This window comes from Pseudomonas sp. FG-3G, assembly GCF_901007645.1.
GTDB classification, from domain to species: domain Bacteria; phylum Pseudomonadota; class Gammaproteobacteria; order Pseudomonadales; family Pseudomonadaceae; genus Aquipseudomonas; species Aquipseudomonas rhizophila.
In genome coordinates this window covers 67049-84744 of record NZ_CAAKGZ010000034.1, presented here as the reverse complement: position 1 = coordinate 84744, position 17696 = coordinate 67049, and the positions used below count along the sequence as shown (strand labels likewise).

Annotated in this window: 12 protein-coding genes; 6 read left to right on the top strand and 6 right to left on the bottom strand. The window is 59.9% G+C overall.

Annotated elements, in window-relative coordinates:
• The first annotated feature begins 92 nt into the window (after positions 1 to 92).
• Both PSEUDOMOFG3G_RS22425 and oadA read left to right on the top strand, forming a co-directional pair.
• Positions 93 to 1508 (top strand): acetyl-CoA carboxylase biotin carboxylase subunit, encoded by a 1416-nt coding sequence (locus tag PSEUDOMOFG3G_RS22425; protein WP_047226699.1) that lies wholly within the window; start codon positions 93 to 95, stop codon positions 1506 to 1508.
• 11 nt (positions 1509 to 1519) lie between these two features.
• The gene (gene oadA, locus PSEUDOMOFG3G_RS22420) at positions 1520 to 3328 is read left to right on the top strand and encodes a sodium-extruding oxaloacetate decarboxylase subunit alpha (protein ID WP_047226700.1); all 1809 of its coding nucleotides are present in this window, start codon (positions 1520 to 1522) and stop codon (positions 3326 to 3328) included.
• Positions 3329 to 3391: 63 nt separating this feature from the next.
• Here oadA and PSEUDOMOFG3G_RS22415 read toward each other — a convergent pair whose 3' ends face one another.
• Positions 3392 to 5050: an autotransporter domain-containing protein gene (locus tag PSEUDOMOFG3G_RS22415; RefSeq protein WP_257220619.1), complete on the bottom strand. Its 1659-nt coding sequence runs from the start codon at positions 5048 to 5050 to the stop codon at positions 3392 to 3394.
• On the opposite strand from PSEUDOMOFG3G_RS22415, the gene PSEUDOMOFG3G_RS28170 reads away from it, so the two are divergent.
• Positions 5015 to 5479 (top strand): hypothetical protein, encoded by a 465-nt coding sequence (locus PSEUDOMOFG3G_RS28170; RefSeq protein WP_257220618.1) that lies wholly within the window; start codon positions 5015 to 5017, stop codon positions 5477 to 5479. The two genes, PSEUDOMOFG3G_RS22415 and PSEUDOMOFG3G_RS28170, sit on opposite strands and share 36 nt — an antisense overlap.
• A 282-nt stretch (positions 5480 to 5761) precedes the next feature.
• Here the strand turns inward: PSEUDOMOFG3G_RS28170 and PSEUDOMOFG3G_RS22410 are convergent, their stop codons facing one another.
• Together PSEUDOMOFG3G_RS22410 and PSEUDOMOFG3G_RS22405 are read right to left on the bottom strand one after the other, a co-directional pair.
• The gene (locus tag PSEUDOMOFG3G_RS22410) at positions 5762 to 6598 is read right to left on the bottom strand and encodes an amino acid ABC transporter permease (RefSeq protein ID WP_047226702.1); all 837 of its coding nucleotides are present in this window, start codon (positions 6596 to 6598) and stop codon (positions 5762 to 5764) included.
• The gene (locus PSEUDOMOFG3G_RS22405; RefSeq protein WP_076383200.1) at positions 6595 to 7416 is read right to left on the bottom strand and encodes an ABC transporter substrate-binding protein; all 822 of its coding nucleotides are present in this window, start codon (positions 7414 to 7416) and stop codon (positions 6595 to 6597) included. Before PSEUDOMOFG3G_RS22405 ends, PSEUDOMOFG3G_RS22410 begins: the two co-directional genes overlap by 4 nt.
• A gap of 113 nt (positions 7417 to 7529) precedes the next feature.
• Between PSEUDOMOFG3G_RS22405 and PSEUDOMOFG3G_RS22400 the strand changes: the two genes are divergently transcribed.
• Together PSEUDOMOFG3G_RS22400 and PSEUDOMOFG3G_RS22395 are read left to right on the top strand one after the other, a co-directional pair.
• A complete protein-coding gene (locus tag PSEUDOMOFG3G_RS22400) occupies positions 7530 to 8429 on the top strand; it encodes a homocysteine S-methyltransferase family protein (RefSeq protein WP_139048670.1) in 900 nt (299 codons plus the stop codon).
• Positions 8430 to 8664: 235 nt separating this feature from the next.
• Positions 8665 to 14013, top strand: a complete 5349-nt coding sequence (locus PSEUDOMOFG3G_RS22395; RefSeq protein ID WP_139048669.1) for a dermonecrotic toxin domain-containing protein — start codon at positions 8665 to 8667, stop codon at positions 14011 to 14013.
• Between the two features lie 159 nt (positions 14014 to 14172).
• Here the strand turns inward: PSEUDOMOFG3G_RS22395 and PSEUDOMOFG3G_RS22390 are convergent, their stop codons facing one another.
• Genes PSEUDOMOFG3G_RS22390 through PSEUDOMOFG3G_RS22380 form a run of 3 tightly spaced genes read right to left on the bottom strand, consistent with a single transcriptional unit; the run spans position 14173 to position 15945 of the window.
• Entirely contained in the window at positions 14173 to 14844 is a 672-nt protein-coding gene (locus PSEUDOMOFG3G_RS22390; RefSeq protein WP_047226706.1) for a GNAT family N-acetyltransferase, read from the bottom strand.
• Positions 14845 to 14854: 10 nt separating this feature from the next.
• Positions 14855 to 15301 (bottom strand): GNAT family N-acetyltransferase, encoded by a 447-nt coding sequence (locus PSEUDOMOFG3G_RS22385; protein ID WP_139048668.1) that lies wholly within the window; start codon positions 15299 to 15301, stop codon positions 14855 to 14857.
• Positions 15302 to 15303: 2 nt separating this feature from the next.
• Entirely contained in the window at positions 15304 to 15945 is a 642-nt protein-coding gene (locus PSEUDOMOFG3G_RS22380) for an FMN-binding negative transcriptional regulator (RefSeq protein WP_139048667.1), read from the bottom strand.
• 100 nt (positions 15946 to 16045) lie between these two features.
• On the opposite strand from PSEUDOMOFG3G_RS22380, the gene PSEUDOMOFG3G_RS22375 reads away from it, so the two are divergent.
• On the top strand, positions 16046 to 17596 hold the full coding sequence (locus PSEUDOMOFG3G_RS22375) for a PLP-dependent aminotransferase family protein (protein WP_139048666.1): 1551 nt from the start codon (positions 16046 to 16048) through the stop codon (positions 17594 to 17596).
• Positions 17597 to 17696 lie beyond the last annotated feature (100 nt).

Sequence of the window (17696 nt, the reverse complement as noted above, 5' to 3'; positions counted from 1 at the left end):
ACTAGTGTGGTGCTGCGACCGATTGTTACATCTGGTCACGCGTCGACCTGAAGCTCCAGGTCGTGGTACCACCGGCTCAAGGGAACCTCCAATTGATAACAAAGATCCTGATCGCCAACCGTGGTGAGATTGCCGTCCGCATCGTGCGCGCTTGCGCCGAGATGGGCATTCGCTCGGTCGCGGTCTATTCCGACGCTGACCGTCATGCGTTGCATGTCAAGCGTGCGGACGAGGCCCACAGCATCGGCGCCGATCCGCTGGCCGGCTATCTCAACCCGCGCAAACTGGTGAACCTGGCTGTGGAAACCGGTTGCGATGCGTTGCATCCCGGTTATGGCTTTCTCTCGGAAAACGCCGAGCTGGCGGACATCTGCGCCGAGCGCGGGATCAAATTCATCGGTCCGTCGGCTGAAGTCATTCGCCGCATGGGCGACAAGACCGAAGCGCGTCGCAGCATGATCAAGGCCGGCGTACCGGTCACGCCGGGCACCGAAGGCAACGTATCGGGCATCGAAGAGGCCCTGACCGAAGGCGACCGCATTGGTTACCCGGTGATGCTCAAGGCTACGTCCGGTGGTGGCGGTCGGGGTATCCGTCGTTGCAACAGCCGCGAAGAGCTCGAACAGGCTTTCCCGCGGGTCATTTCCGAAGCCACCAAGGCCTTTGGTTCGGCGGAAGTGTTCCTGGAAAAATGCATCGTCAATCCCAAGCACATCGAAGCGCAGATCCTGGGTGACAGTTTTGGCAACGTGGTGCATCTGTTCGAGCGTGATTGCTCGATCCAGCGTCGCAACCAGAAGCTGATCGAGATTGCCCCCAGCCCGCAACTGACGCCTGAGCAGCGCGCCTACATTGGTGACCTGTCGGTGCGCGCCGCCAAGGCTGTGGGCTACGAGAACGCCGGCACCGTGGAGTTCCTGCTCGCCGAGGGCGAGGTGTACTTCATGGAGATGAACACCCGGGTGCAGGTGGAACACACCATCACCGAAGAAATCACCGGCATCGACATTGTTCGTGAACAGATCCGCATCGCCTCCGGCCTTCCGTTGTCGGTCAAGCAGGAAGACATTCATCACCGTGGCTTCGCGCTGCAGTTTCGGATCAACGCCGAAGACCCTAAAAACAACTTCCTGCCCAGTTTCGGCAAGATCACCCGCTACTACGCCCCCGGCGGCCCGGGCGTGCGCACCGACACAGCGATCTATACCGGCTACACCATTCCGCCCTTCTACGATTCGATGTGCCTGAAGCTGGTGGTCTGGGCGCTGACCTGGGAAGAAGCAATGGACCGTGGCCTGCGGGCCCTGGACGACATGCGTCTGCAAGGGGTCAAGACCACCGCGGCGTATTACCAGGAAATCCTGCGCAACCCGGAATTCCGTAGTGGCCAGTTCAATACCAGCTTCGTTGAAAGCCATCCTGAGCTGACCAACTACTCGATCAAGCGCAAACCCGAAGAGCTGGCCCTGGCCATCGCCGCCGCCATTGCCGCCCACGCAGGCCTGTAAGGAAAATAACAATGTCCAAGAAGATTCACGTAACCGATACGATCCTGCGCGACGCTCACCAATCGCTGCTCGCCACTCGCATGCGCACCGAAGACATGCTGCCGATCTGCGACAAGCTCGACAAAGTCGGCTATTGGTCGCTGGAAGTCTGGGGCGGCGCAACATTCGACGCCTGCGTGCGCTTCCTGAAGGAAGACCCGTGGGAGCGCTTGCGCCAACTGCGTGCGGCGCTGCCCAACACTCGCCTGCAAATGCTGCTGCGTGGTCAGAACCTGCTGGGCTATCGCCATTACAGCGATGACGTGGTCAAGGCGTTCGTGGCCAAGGCTGCGGTCAACGGCATCGATGTGTTCCGTATTTTCGATGCGATGAACGACGTGCGTAACCTGCGGGTCGCCATCGAGGCGGTGAAAGCCGCAGGCAAGCACGCCCAAGGCACCATCGCCTACACCACCAGCCCGGTGCACACCATTGAGGCTTTCGTAGCCCAGGCCAAGCAAATGGAAGCCATGGGTTGCGACTCGGTGGCGATCAAGGACATGGCCGGTTTGCTGACCCCGTACGCCACTGGCGAGCTGGTGAAGGCATTGAAGACCGAGCAGTCGTTGCCGGTGTTCATCCATTCCCATGACACCGCTGGCCTGGCCGCGATGTGCCAGCTCAAGGCGATCGAAAACGGCGCCGATCACATCGACACCGCGATCTCCAGCTTCGCCTGGGGCACCAGCCATCCGGGCACCGAGTCGATGGTTGCGGCCCTTAAGGGCAGCGAGTTCGACACTGGCCTGAACCTGGAATTGCTGCAGGAAATCGGCCTGTATTTCTATGCGGTGCGCAAAAAATACCACCAGTTCGAAAGCGAGTTCACGGCGGTGGACACCCGCGTCCAGGTCAATCAGGTGCCGGGCGGGATGATTTCCAACCTGGCCAACCAGCTCAAAGAGCAGGGCGCGTTGAATCGCATGAACGAGGTGCTGGCAGAGATTCCACGGGTGCGCGAAGACCTTGGCTTCCCGCCGCTGGTGACCCCGACCTCGCAGATCGTCGGCACTCAGGCGTTCTTCAACGTACTGGCCGGTGAGCGCTACAAGACCATCACCAACGAAGTGAAGCTCTATTTGCAGGGCGGCTACGGCAAGGCTCCGGGTTCGGTGAATGAGAAGCTGCGCCGTCAGGCCATCGGCAGCGAAGACGTGATCGATGTGCGTCCGGCCGACCTGCTCAAGCCGGAAATGACCAAGCTGCGTGGCGAAATCGGCGCACTGGCCAAATCCGAAGAAGACGTACTGACTTACGCCATGTTCCCGGACATCGGGCGCAAGTTCCTCGAAGAACGCGAAGCCGGCACCCTGACCCCGGAAGTGCTGTTGCCAATCCCTGAGGCGGGCAGTGTGAGCTCGGCGGGTGGTGAAGGCGTGCCGACCGAGTTCGTCATCGATGTTCACGGCGAAACCTACCGCGTCGACATCACCGGCGTGGGCGTCAAGGCTGAAGGCAAGCGTCACTTCTACCTGTCCATCGATGGCATGCCCGAAGAGGTCGTGTTCGAACCGCTCAATGAGTTTGTCGGCGGCGGCAGCAGCAAGCGCAAACAAGCCACTGCGCCGGGCCATGTCAGCACCACCATGCCGGGCAACATCGTCGATGTGCTGGTCAAGGAGGGCGATGTGGTGAAGGCCGGCCAAGCGGTGCTTATTACCGAAGCCATGAAGATGGAAACCGAAGTGCAGGCGGCTATCGCCGGCAAGGTCACCGCCATTCATGTCGCCAAGGGCGACCGGGTCAATCCGGGCGAGATCCTGATCGAGATCGAAGGCTGAGCTAACAGCCTCGATACAACCGTTTAACCTCGGGGGGGCATGTGCTCCCCTTTTTTTTGCCTGTCAGAACATCATTCGCCATTGGCCCATCAACGCCCCGTTACGGTTGTCCTGACCGGTTTCACCCTTATAACTCACCCCCAGGGTATGCCTGGGCGAAACGGCCAGGTCCAGCCCTGTTTCGAAGAGCAGGCTGTCACGGTCCAGTTCGACGCCTTCGACGGTATACGACTTGCCTGCGCCGACCAGGCCCTGGCGGGAAGCGCCTCGGGTCTCGCCGTAGAGATGTTTCCAACCGAGACTCAAGCGCGGCGTCAGTCGCATGCCCTGGTCAAGAGAGAATGACCGGGCGAGGTGCAGGCCCAGGTTGCTGTGGAAATAGTCCTGGGTCTGACCGTTGAACTGCAACGCCGCGTCGCCACCGTTCTCCGAATAGCGATCGCGTTGGTAGCGTTGGTAACCAAGGTCGATATAAGGCTCGATATCGAAGTGACCGATGTTCAGGTTGTAACCGAGCTGGCCAAAGACCTGCTGCGTATTGGCATCGTAGCGACCTTTGAGGCGATCCCTGAAACCGTTGAAGAGCACATGACGCTTGGTACTGCCGTCATGATTGCCGTAAACGGCGCCCAGGCGCAGCGCCCATGGCCCGTCCTGGCGCAAGGCGTAGGCGCCCAGGTGCCAACTGTCGAGCCGACCATCGAACTGCTGGCCGTCCAGCCGGGTTTGCGTCTTGCCGCCGATTATCCCCAGGCGCCAATCCGGGCTGATGGCCCAGTCGGTTCCCAGCATCACACCTTTTGTCGAGTGTTTCAGGGCATAGCTGCCCAATTGTTTGCCGATACTGCCGCTGTTCCCGATGGCCTGGACCCAGACTTGACCGTCAGCGTGCACGCTCCCGGGGTTTTTCTGGCCCATGGCCGAAAGCATTCCGCTGCTGATCGGCGCGATGCTGCTCAAGGTGGCGTTGCCCAGATCCGCAGTGTTGTAGCCACTCAGTTGGTCGATGGCGCTGGCGGCGGTCATCATATCGCTGCCGAGCAAGGCGTTGATGGCGGCGTTGGGTTTTGCGACTGGCTGGGTGGTTTGCAATTGGCCGGTGGGTTTGGGAGCGGTGCTGGTGATTTTGGGTGGCTCGACGGGTTTGATTGCTGGGGCTTCGATCACTGGTCGGGCACCAGCTGCCAGTGCAACGGTAGGCACGTCGATGGGGGCGGGCGCTGCTGGTTTGACCGGTTGCAGCGCTTCGATATGGGCCGCAAGTTCTTGCCCGTTTTCGGTAGTTGCTGCTTGCTTGAGGGGAACATCGTTGCGCGCGTAAGTCAGGTTGACTTGCGTATCGGTGGGGCTCAGCGTCGCCGTCATGAAGGCCAGATTGCTGGAGACCGTGCCGAACGTTCCTTCGATCTTCCCCGCGCGGATGACCGTGTGCTCGCGCGCCTCAATGTATTCGCCCGGCACGCCGGCGACGGTCAGCGTCGCGTTGTTGAGGAGCGCGGTGCCTTCAACGTTGATCGTGGAGCTACCACCATCTGCATTGACCCCGTAGATCAGCTCGGCAGTCTCCGCCAACGAGAAATCCTGAGTTACGGAGGGTGCGCCTGTTTCGGGGCCGACTTCCAACTGGCCCGCGATACTCAAGAACTCCACAGTGCCATTGCCGCTGAAGCTGGCCTTCTCGCGTACATGAACCTGCCCATTGACCACGCCGGAGTTCGTCATGCTGGCACCTGGCTCGACAGTCACGCGATTGGCGATCACGCCCTGGTTATCCAGAGTGCCGAGAACCCCTACCTGCCCGTCGATTCGACCAGTATTGAGCAACGTGGTGTCTGGCTCGATCACTCCCCAGCCTGCGAAGCTCCCGGTGTGTTGCCATTCGCCTTGCGCAACCTGCAAAGCCATGAAATTTCGGGTTTCAGCCAATATCGGATGCTTGGCGGCGTCCAGGCGCAGAACGTTTTTTCCGCCGCCACCATCAATGATCCCGGGGAATTTTGCGTTTGCGCTGATGATGACCCAGTCATTTTTGCCCGTCCATTTCGCGTCGCCTTTACGGGAGGCGTTGGCATTTTGCCGCTTGGTATCCTTAGCTTCGGCGAAGGCCTTGAGGTGCTCTTGTTGCTCGGCGGTTGTGAGAATATCGGCTGATGGCTGAGCCATCGAAACATCGGCGCAGCCGAGCGCCAAGGCGATTGCCAGGGCAAGGTGTTGGGGTGGGTGTAAATGTTGGATAGACATCGAGTGCGGCCTCTCTTGAAAGAAGTCCGCACTTTAAAAATTCCACCCCCGGTCACGCTGCCAGCTAACGCCGCGCCTTGGGCAAGCCACAGCAGATGGAATCTGTAGGCCGGTCGTGTTGCGATCCAGAGATCGTCGCGTTGGCTTCCATGACCTGAAGCGTCGCCCTACAAGATCCTCGGAACTGTCCTGTCAGCTGCGCTTGAGATAAGCCTTCCCATAATGCCGCTCCATCCGCGCCTGGATCAGCTCCAACGCGATGGACATCAACCAGTAAATGATCGCCGCCGTGGTGAGCATTTCGATGTAGCGGTAGCTGGAACGACCATAGGATTGCGCCAGGAACATCACTTCCCAGACGCCCATCACCGAGATCAGGGACGAGTCCTTGAGCATGGAGATGAATTGGTTGGTGGTCGGTGGAATGATGGTGCGCATGGCCTGGGGCAGGGTGACGCGCCAGAAGATCACGGTTTCACCCATGCCCAGCGCAAGGGAGGCTTCGCGCTGGCCATGGGGGACGCCAAGGATGCCGGCGCGGAAGATTTCGCTCAGGTAGGCGCCGTAGTTCAGCGACAGGGCGATGATCCCGGCGGCAATCGCGCCCGGCACCAGCCCCAGTTGTGGCAGGCCCAGGTAGATCAGCAGAATCTGGATCAGCAGCGGTGTGCCGCGAAAGAACGACGCGTAGAAACTGGCAATGCCGAAGGCTACCGCGCTGCTGGACAGCCGCGCCAGGGCGGTGATGAAACCCAGCAAGGACGAAGCGACGATCGAACACAGGCATAGAAACAGCGTCAGCGCCGCGCCCTGCAGAAAGCCGTTGGGTGCCAGGTGCACGCCCAGCAGATTCGGCAGCTTGTCCAGGATGATGGAGAATTTCAGGTCGAAGCTCAGGAAAAAACTCGCGAACAACACCAGCATGGCTGCCCAGGTCAGGTACAACCGTGTGCGAAAACCGAAGATCTTTTTCAGGCGCGACTCGGCCACCGGTTGCGGTGGCCGAGAAGGGGATGGAAAGGAAGTCATTGGCTGATGTCGGCGCCGATCCACTTTTGGGAAAGCTTGCTCAAGGTGCCGTCCTGTTTCAACTGGGCGAACACTTCACGCACCTTGCTGTTCCACTCGGCGTCGCCTTTTTCGATGGCCACCGAGTTCGGCTCGGAATAGAGCGCCTCGCCCGCCAGTTTGAAGCGTTTGTCTTCGGTCAGGCGCGGCTGCGCAGTCACCAAGTTGGTCAGCACCGCGTCCAGCCGCACCCCGGCACCCAGGCCGAGATCCTGGAAGGCCACGTTGTCGGTGTCGTACGGGGCGATCTGCACGTCCTCGAAGGGGTAGCTCAAACGGGTGTCTTCGGCGCCTTCGATCACCAGGTTCTTGTTCAGGTAACTCTCGTAGCTGGAGGCGCTGGTGAGGCCGACTTTCTTGCCGCTCAGGTCACTGGCGCCATGGATGCTGTCGTCCTTGGCGTTGACCACGATCACCGCTGGCGAGGCGTAATACTGGACCGGGAAATCGAACACCTCGGCGCGGGCCTTGCTTGGCGTCATGGAGCAGATACAGATGTCATAGCGCCCGCTCCAGCGCCCGGCGGCAATCACGTCCCAGGAGGGGGTTTCCAGGCGCAGCTTCACGCCCAGTTTTTCAGCGACCGCTTTGGCAACATCCACGTCAAAACCGTCGAGCTGGTTCTGATCGTTGAGGAATGAGAAGGGCGGATAGCTTTCCATCAGCACGCCGACCAGTTCTTTTTTTTGCTCGATGCGATCCAGCGTGGCGCCTGCGAGCGCTTGTGACGAAACGGCCAGTAGAGTCAGGCCGAGGGCCAGCAGCGGTTGAAATTTCACGAGAGATCCCTGGCTGAAAAATAAGTTGTGGTTAACCGATGGGTGCGTATTAAATAGTTATAAGAAGGACTCCGGTAGTGAGTATTTTTCATAAGCTTATGAGTGAATCGCATATGGGCGCAGCAACGATAGTCATCCTTGATGGCGGCATGGGCCGCGAACTGCAACGCCGGGGCGCCCCGTTCCGACAGCCCGAGTGGTCGGCGTTGGCCTTGAGCGAAGCACCCCAGGCGGTCGAAGCGGTACACGCGGCCTACATCGCCAGCGGCGCCAACGTGATTACCAGCAACAGCTACGCCGTAGTGCCGTTTCACATCGGAGAGGAGCGCTTTGCAGTCGAGGGCCAGGCATTGGCGGCGCTGGCTGGGGAGCTGGCGCAGCGGGCGGTACAGGCCTCAGGCAAATCAGTACGGATTGCCGGGTCGCTGCCACCGTTGTTCGGTTCCTATCGACCCGATTTGTTCGATGCTTGCCGTGCCAATGAATTGCTGGCGCCGCTGGTGACAGGCCTGGCGCCTCATGTTGACCTGTGGCTGGCCGAAACCCAAAGCTCGACGGTTGAAGCGCGAGCGATCCACGCCGGGCTGCCGAAGGACGGCAAGCCGTTCTGGCTGTCATTCACCCTGAAAGATGAAGACACCGATGAAGTGCCGCGCCTGCGTTCCGGTGAGCCGGTGGCGGACGCGGCGGCAGTGGCCGCCGAGCTCGGCGTCGAAACGCTGCTGTTCAATTGCAGCCAACCAGAAGTGATCGGCGCAGCAATCGATGCCGCGCGGGACACCTTCGAGCGTCTGGGGGTGAAGATCCACATTGGAGCCTACGCCAACGCGTTCCCACCGCAGCCGAAGGAGGCGACGGCCAACGACGGGTTGGACCCGCTGCGCGAAGACCTTGATCCACCAGGGTACCTTCAGTGGGCGGCTGACTGGCGCAAGCGCGGGGCAAGCCATCTGGGCGGCTGCTGCGGGATTGGGCCGGAGCATATTGCGGTGCTGGCGCAAAAGCTGGTCTGAGCCTGGTTCATCGTACTGTGGAATAACCCTGTGGCGCGGGGCTGCGCAGCGGCCCTAAGAACTTGCGGTTGCTGCGCAACCGAGCGCAAGCGCCTTCGCCACGGAGTCGTGAGATTCTGCTGACATTTGGACTTACGCTTTTCCCCGAACCCTCTAACCCCTCCATACATATGTATGTCATTTCCGCTCGAACGGCGCGATAGGGTCCCAGCCCTGATCACAACCGGACACTGAAATGACTGTTTTCTCTGAAAATGAACGTGGCGTGCCTTCTTTCGCGCGCTTGAAACCCATCAGCCTGTTACCCAACGGGAGCCGATTTCAACCTCATACATTTGCCGATCAATGGTTAGCCCAATGGGGCCTCACCGGCGAGGTGCAGGTTCAGGTCACTTATCTGGAGGTCGAGACTGTCGATTCGGCCGCTGAACGCAAAACCGCCGCGGTGGCGTTGCGGGACGCCGTGACACAAGGCTTTCTGAGAGCCCATCAAAGCCGGGCTTCCTCCTCCGCCTTGTCCCCGCGAGAGGGCTGGGTTTATCCCCACCGAAGTCAGATGTCCCTGGACTTTTCGTCACTGCGGGCCAACGGTAAAGCACTCTCGCAAGACGTCCTGCAGCAATTGCGAGCCGGCATCGAGCCCGGTTATCAGGGCACTGGACAGCCCCTCATCACCGAGGTGGATGCTCACGGCAATCTGCTCGGCGCCCGTGAAAAAGAGCAGCTCCGGCAATTGGGGCTTCTGGATGCCAATCAGGTGAAGCTGGCCCGGTTGCTCGCCGCGCTTCCAACGTTCGACACGGTACTCAAGAGTCTGCTGGTCGGCAGAATCAAGGCAAAGCTTGCGCAAGGGAAATTCCGTGCCTCGGCGTTTGAGCACCTGGACCCGGATCACTGCTACGTGAACCACTTTAGCGTCGACTCGATGGGTAAGCGTGCGTTGATCTCCTCGCAGCGCTTTACCGACGTCATGTTGAGCTGCCTGACAACGGACACACGGCCCACCTACACGGTCGATGGCGTGGGATTCTTCAGTCGTGCGGATACGGTGGAAGAGGCTGACAGCCTATTTGTCAGCCCATTGGATCGGAAAACTGCAGCCATCATGGAGTCGGCATTCTATGTCGCTCAACCGGCCACCAACGAAAGTCTCAAGCGGCAGTTTCAGGATGACCTCCTTGCGTTTCGCACGGGTAAGTACGTAGCGGACTGGCTCGATACACCAAGCCCATCCACAGCTGAAGCGGCGCTTGCTTTTTTGCTGTTTCGGCGCTTCTTGTATTTGTTCGATCTGTACAAGGCTGATCGGGATCCGGCCCTCCAATTGACTCTGAGTGAGCGCAACCTGCAGAACGATGAGGATCGCCTGCTGGACATCATCACGACCCATCCTCGCATGACGGACAGAAACCGCCTGTTGCGGGCGCCCATTCCCCATGTTTATGCCGTCATGCTCGACATGGGTGCCGCAGCGCCCCGCAAATGGCCCGCTGCAATGACCATCAAGCGGGCCGACCAGTCCGCATTGTTCCTGTACTCGCTGGAAGGAGGGATCCAGAAATTCCGTTCCTTCAAGGATCTGGTCAATAAGGTCAGCCCTGTCTATGAGGGACAAAAACGCAGGATTCGGGATATCGCCTCTGAATTGTCTGGACACGCCTTTGAAATCGCAGCCGATGACCTGCTGTGGTTTCAAAGTGCCGCGCTGGAAACGTTTCTGAATGCGCCTGTAAACGAAACACTCGCCTTGCCTGCCTTTGCCCTGAATGTCGAAAATGCGCTGGACCTGCCCATGCTGTCCCTTGCCGGGCCACTGGCTGCGCGCCAGGAAACCCTGGTTGAAGACAATCGCCCTGATTTCTTTAAAACGGCGACCTCTGCGGAAAAATCGCATTATCGCGGTCTGGAGCTGCTGGTATTGGAAGCCGCCTATAAATCGGCAGCCAGTGATATCCAGACGTTGTTGCAGTTCACCCGCCAGAAGATCAGGCAATATCTGCAAAAGGTCGTGCACGCGGACATAGACCCCGATCCGGACCTGTCCATGGTTACGTTTTTCTATGGGAAGAGGGCCAACCCGGGGCAGTCCCGTGTCAGCAGCCTGACCCAGTTGCTATTGGATAACCTGCGACCGTCTCAGCACCCGAATGCAATGAGGGAGGTACTGAGCGCTTACCTGATCGATTCCGACGGCGAACGTATCCGCAACCCGGCCAACGGCTATTTCATTACGTTGAGCGGGCGCGAACTGGCCAAGATGGTGACGAGCATCGATGCCGGTGGCAGTTATGAGGCCATGCTCAGGGAGCAAATGAATAAACCGGCCTACAAGAAGGCCTGGCAGACAGCGTACCTGGCCAATCTGAAATTCAAAGGCTATGAGGCCTCGCTCAAGGGCGACACAGTGTTCAAGGCCCTGGTGGTCGATAAGACCTTCAACCCACCCAAATCAACGAAGAAACTCGCCCTCTGGCTGGACACTGTCCTGAGCTCGCCGTCGGTAGAGGCCCGCGCCTCCGTCATGGGGCGCAGCGTGCATGTGTACGGTCTGATGTTGGGTGGAAGCATGGCCGTCGGCGGCCGACACGCCCATATGGGCAATGCGGTCAGCATCAATGGTGTGCTGGTGTTTTCCGATCAGGAAGGGCCGGATATCAAGGGCACCGTGGGGGTTTATTTTCCCGACAGTCCCGAGGGCGAGGACTTCCACGAGTTTGCCGATCTGAGCGAGGGCGTTGCCGAGCTGTTGTCACGGGAGGATTGGCAGGCGTATTTCCGTTCGCGTATCTCCACGCGTAACCCTTCCGAGATAAAACGCACGCTGGGGCAACAGGGGGGGCGTCCGCTGATTCGCGGTTCGTTGATCACCGGCGATCTTCTTGAAGCCCTCCACCGGGCGCACATCAACTTTCACAGTGCCCATGCCGATCAGCGTTCCAACAGTAACCGCGATGTCCGTCATCAAACCTATGGCAGGTTCGGGCAGATGGCGATCGAGGTTGTCATGGAGTTGGCCGGTATGTTCCTGGCGCCGGGTTTCCAGATGCTCAAGAGCGCCATCAAGACCGGCTTGCTGGTGTACAGGACCGGGGCTATTCCGCTGAACCTGAAGACTCTGGCGCTCGTACATGCGGTAGCGAACCATGGCGGATCGCGTCTTGCCCGAGGCACCGTGCCCTCTCGGGGCCAATCTTTTTTCCGCGCGGTGACCGCGCGCCAGAGTCAGGATGAAGCGCTGTCCGGGTTGCCATTGGACATGGCGATCTATGCTCCTTATGCGGTGAAGGATGTCTCGGTGATCCGTGGGCTGACCGCGGACGCGCGAGGCTTTTATCGTGCCACGATCAGCAATGTGGCCACCGGCAGTGTGACGGCTCGCCCCGTGTATGTGCGACAACCCGACGGGACGGTGTTCCGTGTGCATGACCACACGAAGCTGGATGCAACCGAAGCCACCCTGGTCAACCCGATGACGGGGCTGGACATCCGCTCCAGTGGGGTGATGCGCAGCACCGTGGCGCGCATGTCCGATGGGCAGTGGCGTGCCGTGGGCTTTGGCCGGGGCGGCGGCAAACGGCCGGCGCAGACGCCTGCCCAACCGGGCCCGTCAAAGAAGCCTGCCCTATCGGTTTCCGCTGTTTCCAATTCGATACGCACGCCGGGCAGTTGGAACAATCGGATCATAGACCTGGTGCCGTCAATCATGACGCGCCTGGCGATCTGGCCACAAAACCGCAGCTTGCTGATCATTGATGAAATATCCGCACAACGTGCCTGGTCGGTGCGTTTTACCCCGGGGCAACATGAAACGATTTATCCGGTGGCCGAGCATCCAGATAGAGCAGACACAGATGTCGTTTTGAGACGAACCGGTCATGACCATTACAGTTTGCTCTTGGGTGAGCGCGTGGTGGATATCGATGCCGATGGTGATTGCCTATTCAAGGCCTTGGCGGCTGGGTTGAATGAAGGGCAGGCCCAGGAGACGTTCACGATGCAGGGTCTGCGTGATGCGGCAGCCGATCATGTCGATCTACATCCGGAGTTGAGTCAATACGTGGCGCCGCCAGTCTCCAGAGTGCAGCAAGCGCTCTTTGAAAATGCGCCATCGCTGGTCAATCTTCTGGACAATGCGGCGATGCTCGATCTCACCCGGATCGTCTACGGAACGCCCAACCCGCAGCGCTTGTTCCAACCGACCTTGGATTACTTGGACCTGCATGCAAACAGAACTGTTCGTATGGCAATTACTGGGGCGCCAGGGACTAAGTTACCCCCTGAGATCCTGCAGGAAGTCGGCCGCATGTTATCGCCCCGGTCTCCGGCGAACCTGACGGCGGGCACCAGCGGCCCTTTTTCCGCGCAGGAAAAAGTCACCATGAAGCAACTGTTCGAGGACATTCTGCTGCCGCCTGTCGATGATCAGAACATTCTCCGGCTGCTCGATGACAAGTACCTGCTGGTTTCCAAAGACGTGGCCCACATCATGCTGGAGTATGGGGTCACCGCCCGGCAGTTGGTCGGTCATCATCCCCGCAATAGCCTGGCCTATGTCAGGCATGAGGAGGCGCTGCACGATCATCTGGACCCGGATGAGCTAGAAACGCTGCTGGACGGTGCCCATCTCGTGGATCGCAATGATCTGGATGACGTAAAAGACCAGCTGATGCGTGTTCGGGACAAGTTCGTCGATGACGATGCTGAGCTGTTTGATCAGTTCATGTATGCCGACATGGTCGAGCGGACCGTTGATTTATTCAGAACGGCCCTTGGGCGCTTCCCTGATCTGCTGCGGCGGGCCAACATTATCCTGAGATCCCGCGTTATCGCTCACAACCTCGGTGGCATGTTGTCCGTGAGTGACGTCGCGAGGTGGATCCGTAATCCGGCGCTGTCCGACAGGCGCTTTGAACTCATTGCCGCGTATGCAGACGCCCGTTATGCCGAACTGGAGCGTACGGGACGCATCGACCTTGACTGGATGCAGGTGTTCAATGATCAGAACCTGCAAAACATTCTCGTTTATCGACTTAATTTGATGGCGTTCATGAAGTTCCTGGGCGGGGCGTGGAAGAACGTTGAGAGCATAGACGTACCTGCCGTCGCGAAGTTGTTTAGCCCTCCAGGGGAGTCGCCGTCCAATAATCGGGTGGCCATCTTGTTAAATACCCCGGGTTTAGTGGGGAACCTTATGCGTCTGCGAGCCGATTACGCCATGCAGATCTGGCTTGACCTGATTGGGCCGCATTTTAGCGATGCGACTATTCGGCAGGCGCTTGGACGACCGGGGTCGCTGCGTTCTGGACTGGAATTTGGATTGGCATTAAGAGAAAGCCTGGGGGCAGAAGAAGCCCGTGCGAATCGAATCATCCAGACCCTGTTCGCCATCGGCCAACGACGGGCCCAGCTCTATCTCTACAACTTTAACTTCCCAGCTAACCGCTTGGGGCATAGCCGTCTGGATTTTGCCGTGTACCTGGAAAGTCATCTGAGCATCCCGCAATGGGCCTGGCAGTATGCACGACGGGGCGTGACCCCTGACTCGCTCAAGCAGTTTGGTGAGGTGAAGCGCAAGTCGGAGTGATTTGACGGTGGGCAGGCGACGAATGTGTCGACTGCCCAATAGCCATCGCGAGCAGGCTCGCTCCCACAAGGGATTGGCGGCGAATACAGATTCTGCATTCGCCCTGGGCTCCTGTGGGAGCGAGCCTGCTCGCGATAGCTGACTGTCAGGCGAAACAATTTAAGAGCGACACTCCACCAACCCAAGCACCTGCCCACCCGCGCTCTGGTTCTCCTCACTCAGCCAGCGCTCGAATCCTGCCCGGATCGCCGGCCACTCCGAATCCAGCATCGAGTACCACGCGGTGTCGCGGTTCTGGCCCTTGACCACCATATGCTGGCGGAACACCCCTTCAAAGGTGAAGCCCAGCCGCTCGGCAGCGTATTTGGAACGGGCATTGGCGTTGTTGCACTTCCACTCCAGGCGCCGATAACCCAGAGCGAAAGATTCCTTGGCCAACAGATAAATCGCCTCGGTGCTTTTCGGCGAGCGCTGCATCGGCGCGCCGAAGGTCACATGGCCGATCTCGATGCGGCCTTGTGCTGGCACGATCGACATCAGGCTGAGGATGCCCTGCACCTCGCCACTGGCGCGGTCGATCACGCTGAAGAAATACGGGTCGACGTTGGCGGCGTGATTGGCCAGCCACGCATCGAACGCACTGCGATCCTTGAACGGGCCGTAGGGCAAGTAATCCCAGAGTTTCGGGTCGGCACCGGGCCCTTCGAGGGCTTGCCACAGGCCGTCGGCGTGACGCGCCGGATCGAGTTTTTCCAGGCGGATGAAGCGCCCTTCGAGCAACTGCGTAGACGGCGCCGGAGCGCCTTTCCAATCGGCGAGGGAAATCGACATGCTGCGCTCCTTACAGGGCTTTGCGAAATTGAATGTAACCCGGGCGCTCGGCGATGCGCTCATAAAGCTGGATCGCCGTCGCGTTGGTTTCGTGGGTCAGCCAATGCACCTTGCAGCAACCATCGGCCTTGGCGGTGGTGTAGACAAATTCGATGAGCTGGCGACCGACCCCGGTGCCGCGGCTGTGCTCTGTCACCAGCAGGTCTTGCAGGTAGCAGGAGTTTTCGATGCTCCAGTTCGACCGGTGATAAATGAAATGCACCAGGCCTACCGCCGCGTCGCCGTTCCAGGCGAGAGCGCCGTGGGTCGGCTCGCGGTCATCGAGCAGGCGTTGCCAGGTGCTTTGGCTCACGGCCTGCGGCAGTTCGGTGTTGTAGAAACGCAGGTAGGCCTGCCACAACGGCAACCAGGCGGCGTGATCGTCAGCGCTGACGAGGCGGATCTGGGGATGGCTCATGTTCACTCCTTGGAGGATAGGTCATGCATCAGGTATGCGAGGGCCTGGTCCTGCGGGTCCAGGCTGGCGGCAAGACCCTGGCGCACCCCGCTGATGTCCGCGGGGCTGCGGTTCTGGCTGAGTTTGCGTTTGCCTTCCAGGCGCTGGATGGGCAGGGTGAAACCGACGATGGCCTTGAGCATGCTGTCGATGTACTGCGCCGGTGCATCATCGATTTTCCAGGGCTGGGCGCGGCCGGCTTCGTGACGATCGGTCAGGGCGCCCACCAGGTTACGCAGGCGATGGGAATCGCTGAACACCTCTGCGCGGCCATAGGCGTGTACGGCCAGATAGTTCCAGGTCGGCACGACTTTGCCGTGTTCGGCCTTGCTGGGATAGAAACCGGGACTGACGTAGGCGTCGGCCCCGGCGAAAACCACCAATGCTTCGGCACCGGCTTCCAGGTCATGCCATTGTGGATTGGCCCGGGCCATGTGGCCGTAGAGGCTGCCATTGGGGCCTTGTTGCGGGTCCAGCAACAGTGGCAAATGACTGGCCTGCAAGCCGTGTTCACCGTGAGTGATCAATACAGCCAGGCGGCAATCACCCATCATGGCATGCAGTTGGGGCAGGTCTTCGACGACAAAGGCTTGTGGGTTGTACATGACGATTTTCCTTGGCGAATGCGAGCATCCTAGGCAGGCTATTGGTCTGTTGTAAGAGCCACTTATGACCAATTCGATAGGTCCATTTGCGAGGACTCTCATGAACAATGCCGTGCCGCCACTGTCGTTCAACCCCGCCGGCATTGAGCTGGACCGCCGTCAGGGGCTCAGTCGCCAGCTTTACCAGGCTTTGCGTATGCGGGTGCTGGATGGGCGGTTGGCCAGCGGTACGCGTCTGCCGGCCAGTCGCGATCTGGCGGCGGCCTTGGCGATTTCCCGCAATAGCGTGGTGCGGGCCTATGACCAGCTCTACGCCGAGGGTTTCATCGAAGGACGGGTCGGTGACGGCACTTATGTGGCAAAACTGTCGTCGACGGCCCTGCCGCTGAAAAACATATCCACAAAAGTATCCACAGGGTTTTCAACAGGCTTATCCACTGGTTTACCCACAGATTGGCTGGATTTACCTGTGGGTCCATCCAGTAAAGTTATCCACAGCGGTGCATTGGAACGGGTTGGAAAGCACCATTTGCCCCAACCACCCCTGGGTCCGCCAAGGGCATTTCGGGTCGGTGTTCCGGCGTTCGATCTGTTTCCTTTCGAGGTTTGGGCCAAGCTGAACGCGGCTTTCTGGCGCAAGCCGGATCTGCAGCAACTGTGCTATGGCGATTCCCAAGGTGATGCGCGCTTGCGCGGTCTTATCGCAGCGTATCTGCGCAGCTCCCGAGGCCTGCACTGCACAGCTGAACAAATTGTGATCACCAGCGGAGCTCAGCAGGGCATTAGCCTTTGTGCACAGCTACTGGTGGACCCGGATGACGTCGTGGCTGTGGAAAACCCCGGCTATCGCGCTGCCGGGCATGCGTTCTCTGTCGCCGGTGCCGAGGTCAGAGGGGTGCCCGTGGATGGCGATGGTCTGGATTGCGCGGCGCTGGGTACGTTGAACCACTGTCGGCTGGCTTATGTCACGCCGTCCCATCAATACCCGACCGGGGTCGTCATGAGCCTTGCGCGGCGCTTGGAGCTGCTGACCTGGGCCGAGCGCAATAATGGCTGGATCGTCGAGGATGACTATGACGGCGAGTATCGCTACAGCGGTGCGCCGCTGGCGCCTCTGGCTGCACTGGATCGCCAGGGGCGGGTTCTTTATGTCGGGACGTTCGGCAAAGTCGCGTTCCCGGCCTTGCGCCTGGGTTATCTCGTGTTGCCACCCGGCCTGGTAGACGCCTTCGCCCGACGTCGTGCGGTGGATGTACGCCACTCTGAAGTCAGTACCCAGGCGGTGATGGCCGAATTCATGGCCGCCGGGCATTTCCAACGGCACATCAGGCGTATGCGCCGGGCCGCCCTGGCCAGGCGCGACGCGCTGCTGGCCGGCTGGCCGAAGGCGGTTCCAGGGGTTGGCGCCATGCCCACGGTGGTGGCGGGCCTGCACGTCACTGTGCCGATGAACAGCGTCGAGCGTGAGCAAGAGCTAATAGCCCGAGCGACCCATGCCGGTGTCGAAATCAATGGCTTGAGTGGTTATTGGTTGCCCACCACGACGACGCCAGTGCGAGCCGGGCTGGTGCTGGGGTTCGCGGCCGTCCCGCCAGCAGCGATTGGCACCGCGCTGGCGAGCCTGGCCAAGGCCTGGAGAACAGGAGGCTGAGCGCTTGGCACAATCCCTGTGGGAGCGAGCCTGCTCGCGAAGACGTGGGCGCATCCAACATGGCGGCTGGCTGATCCACCGCTTTCGCGAGCAAGCCCGC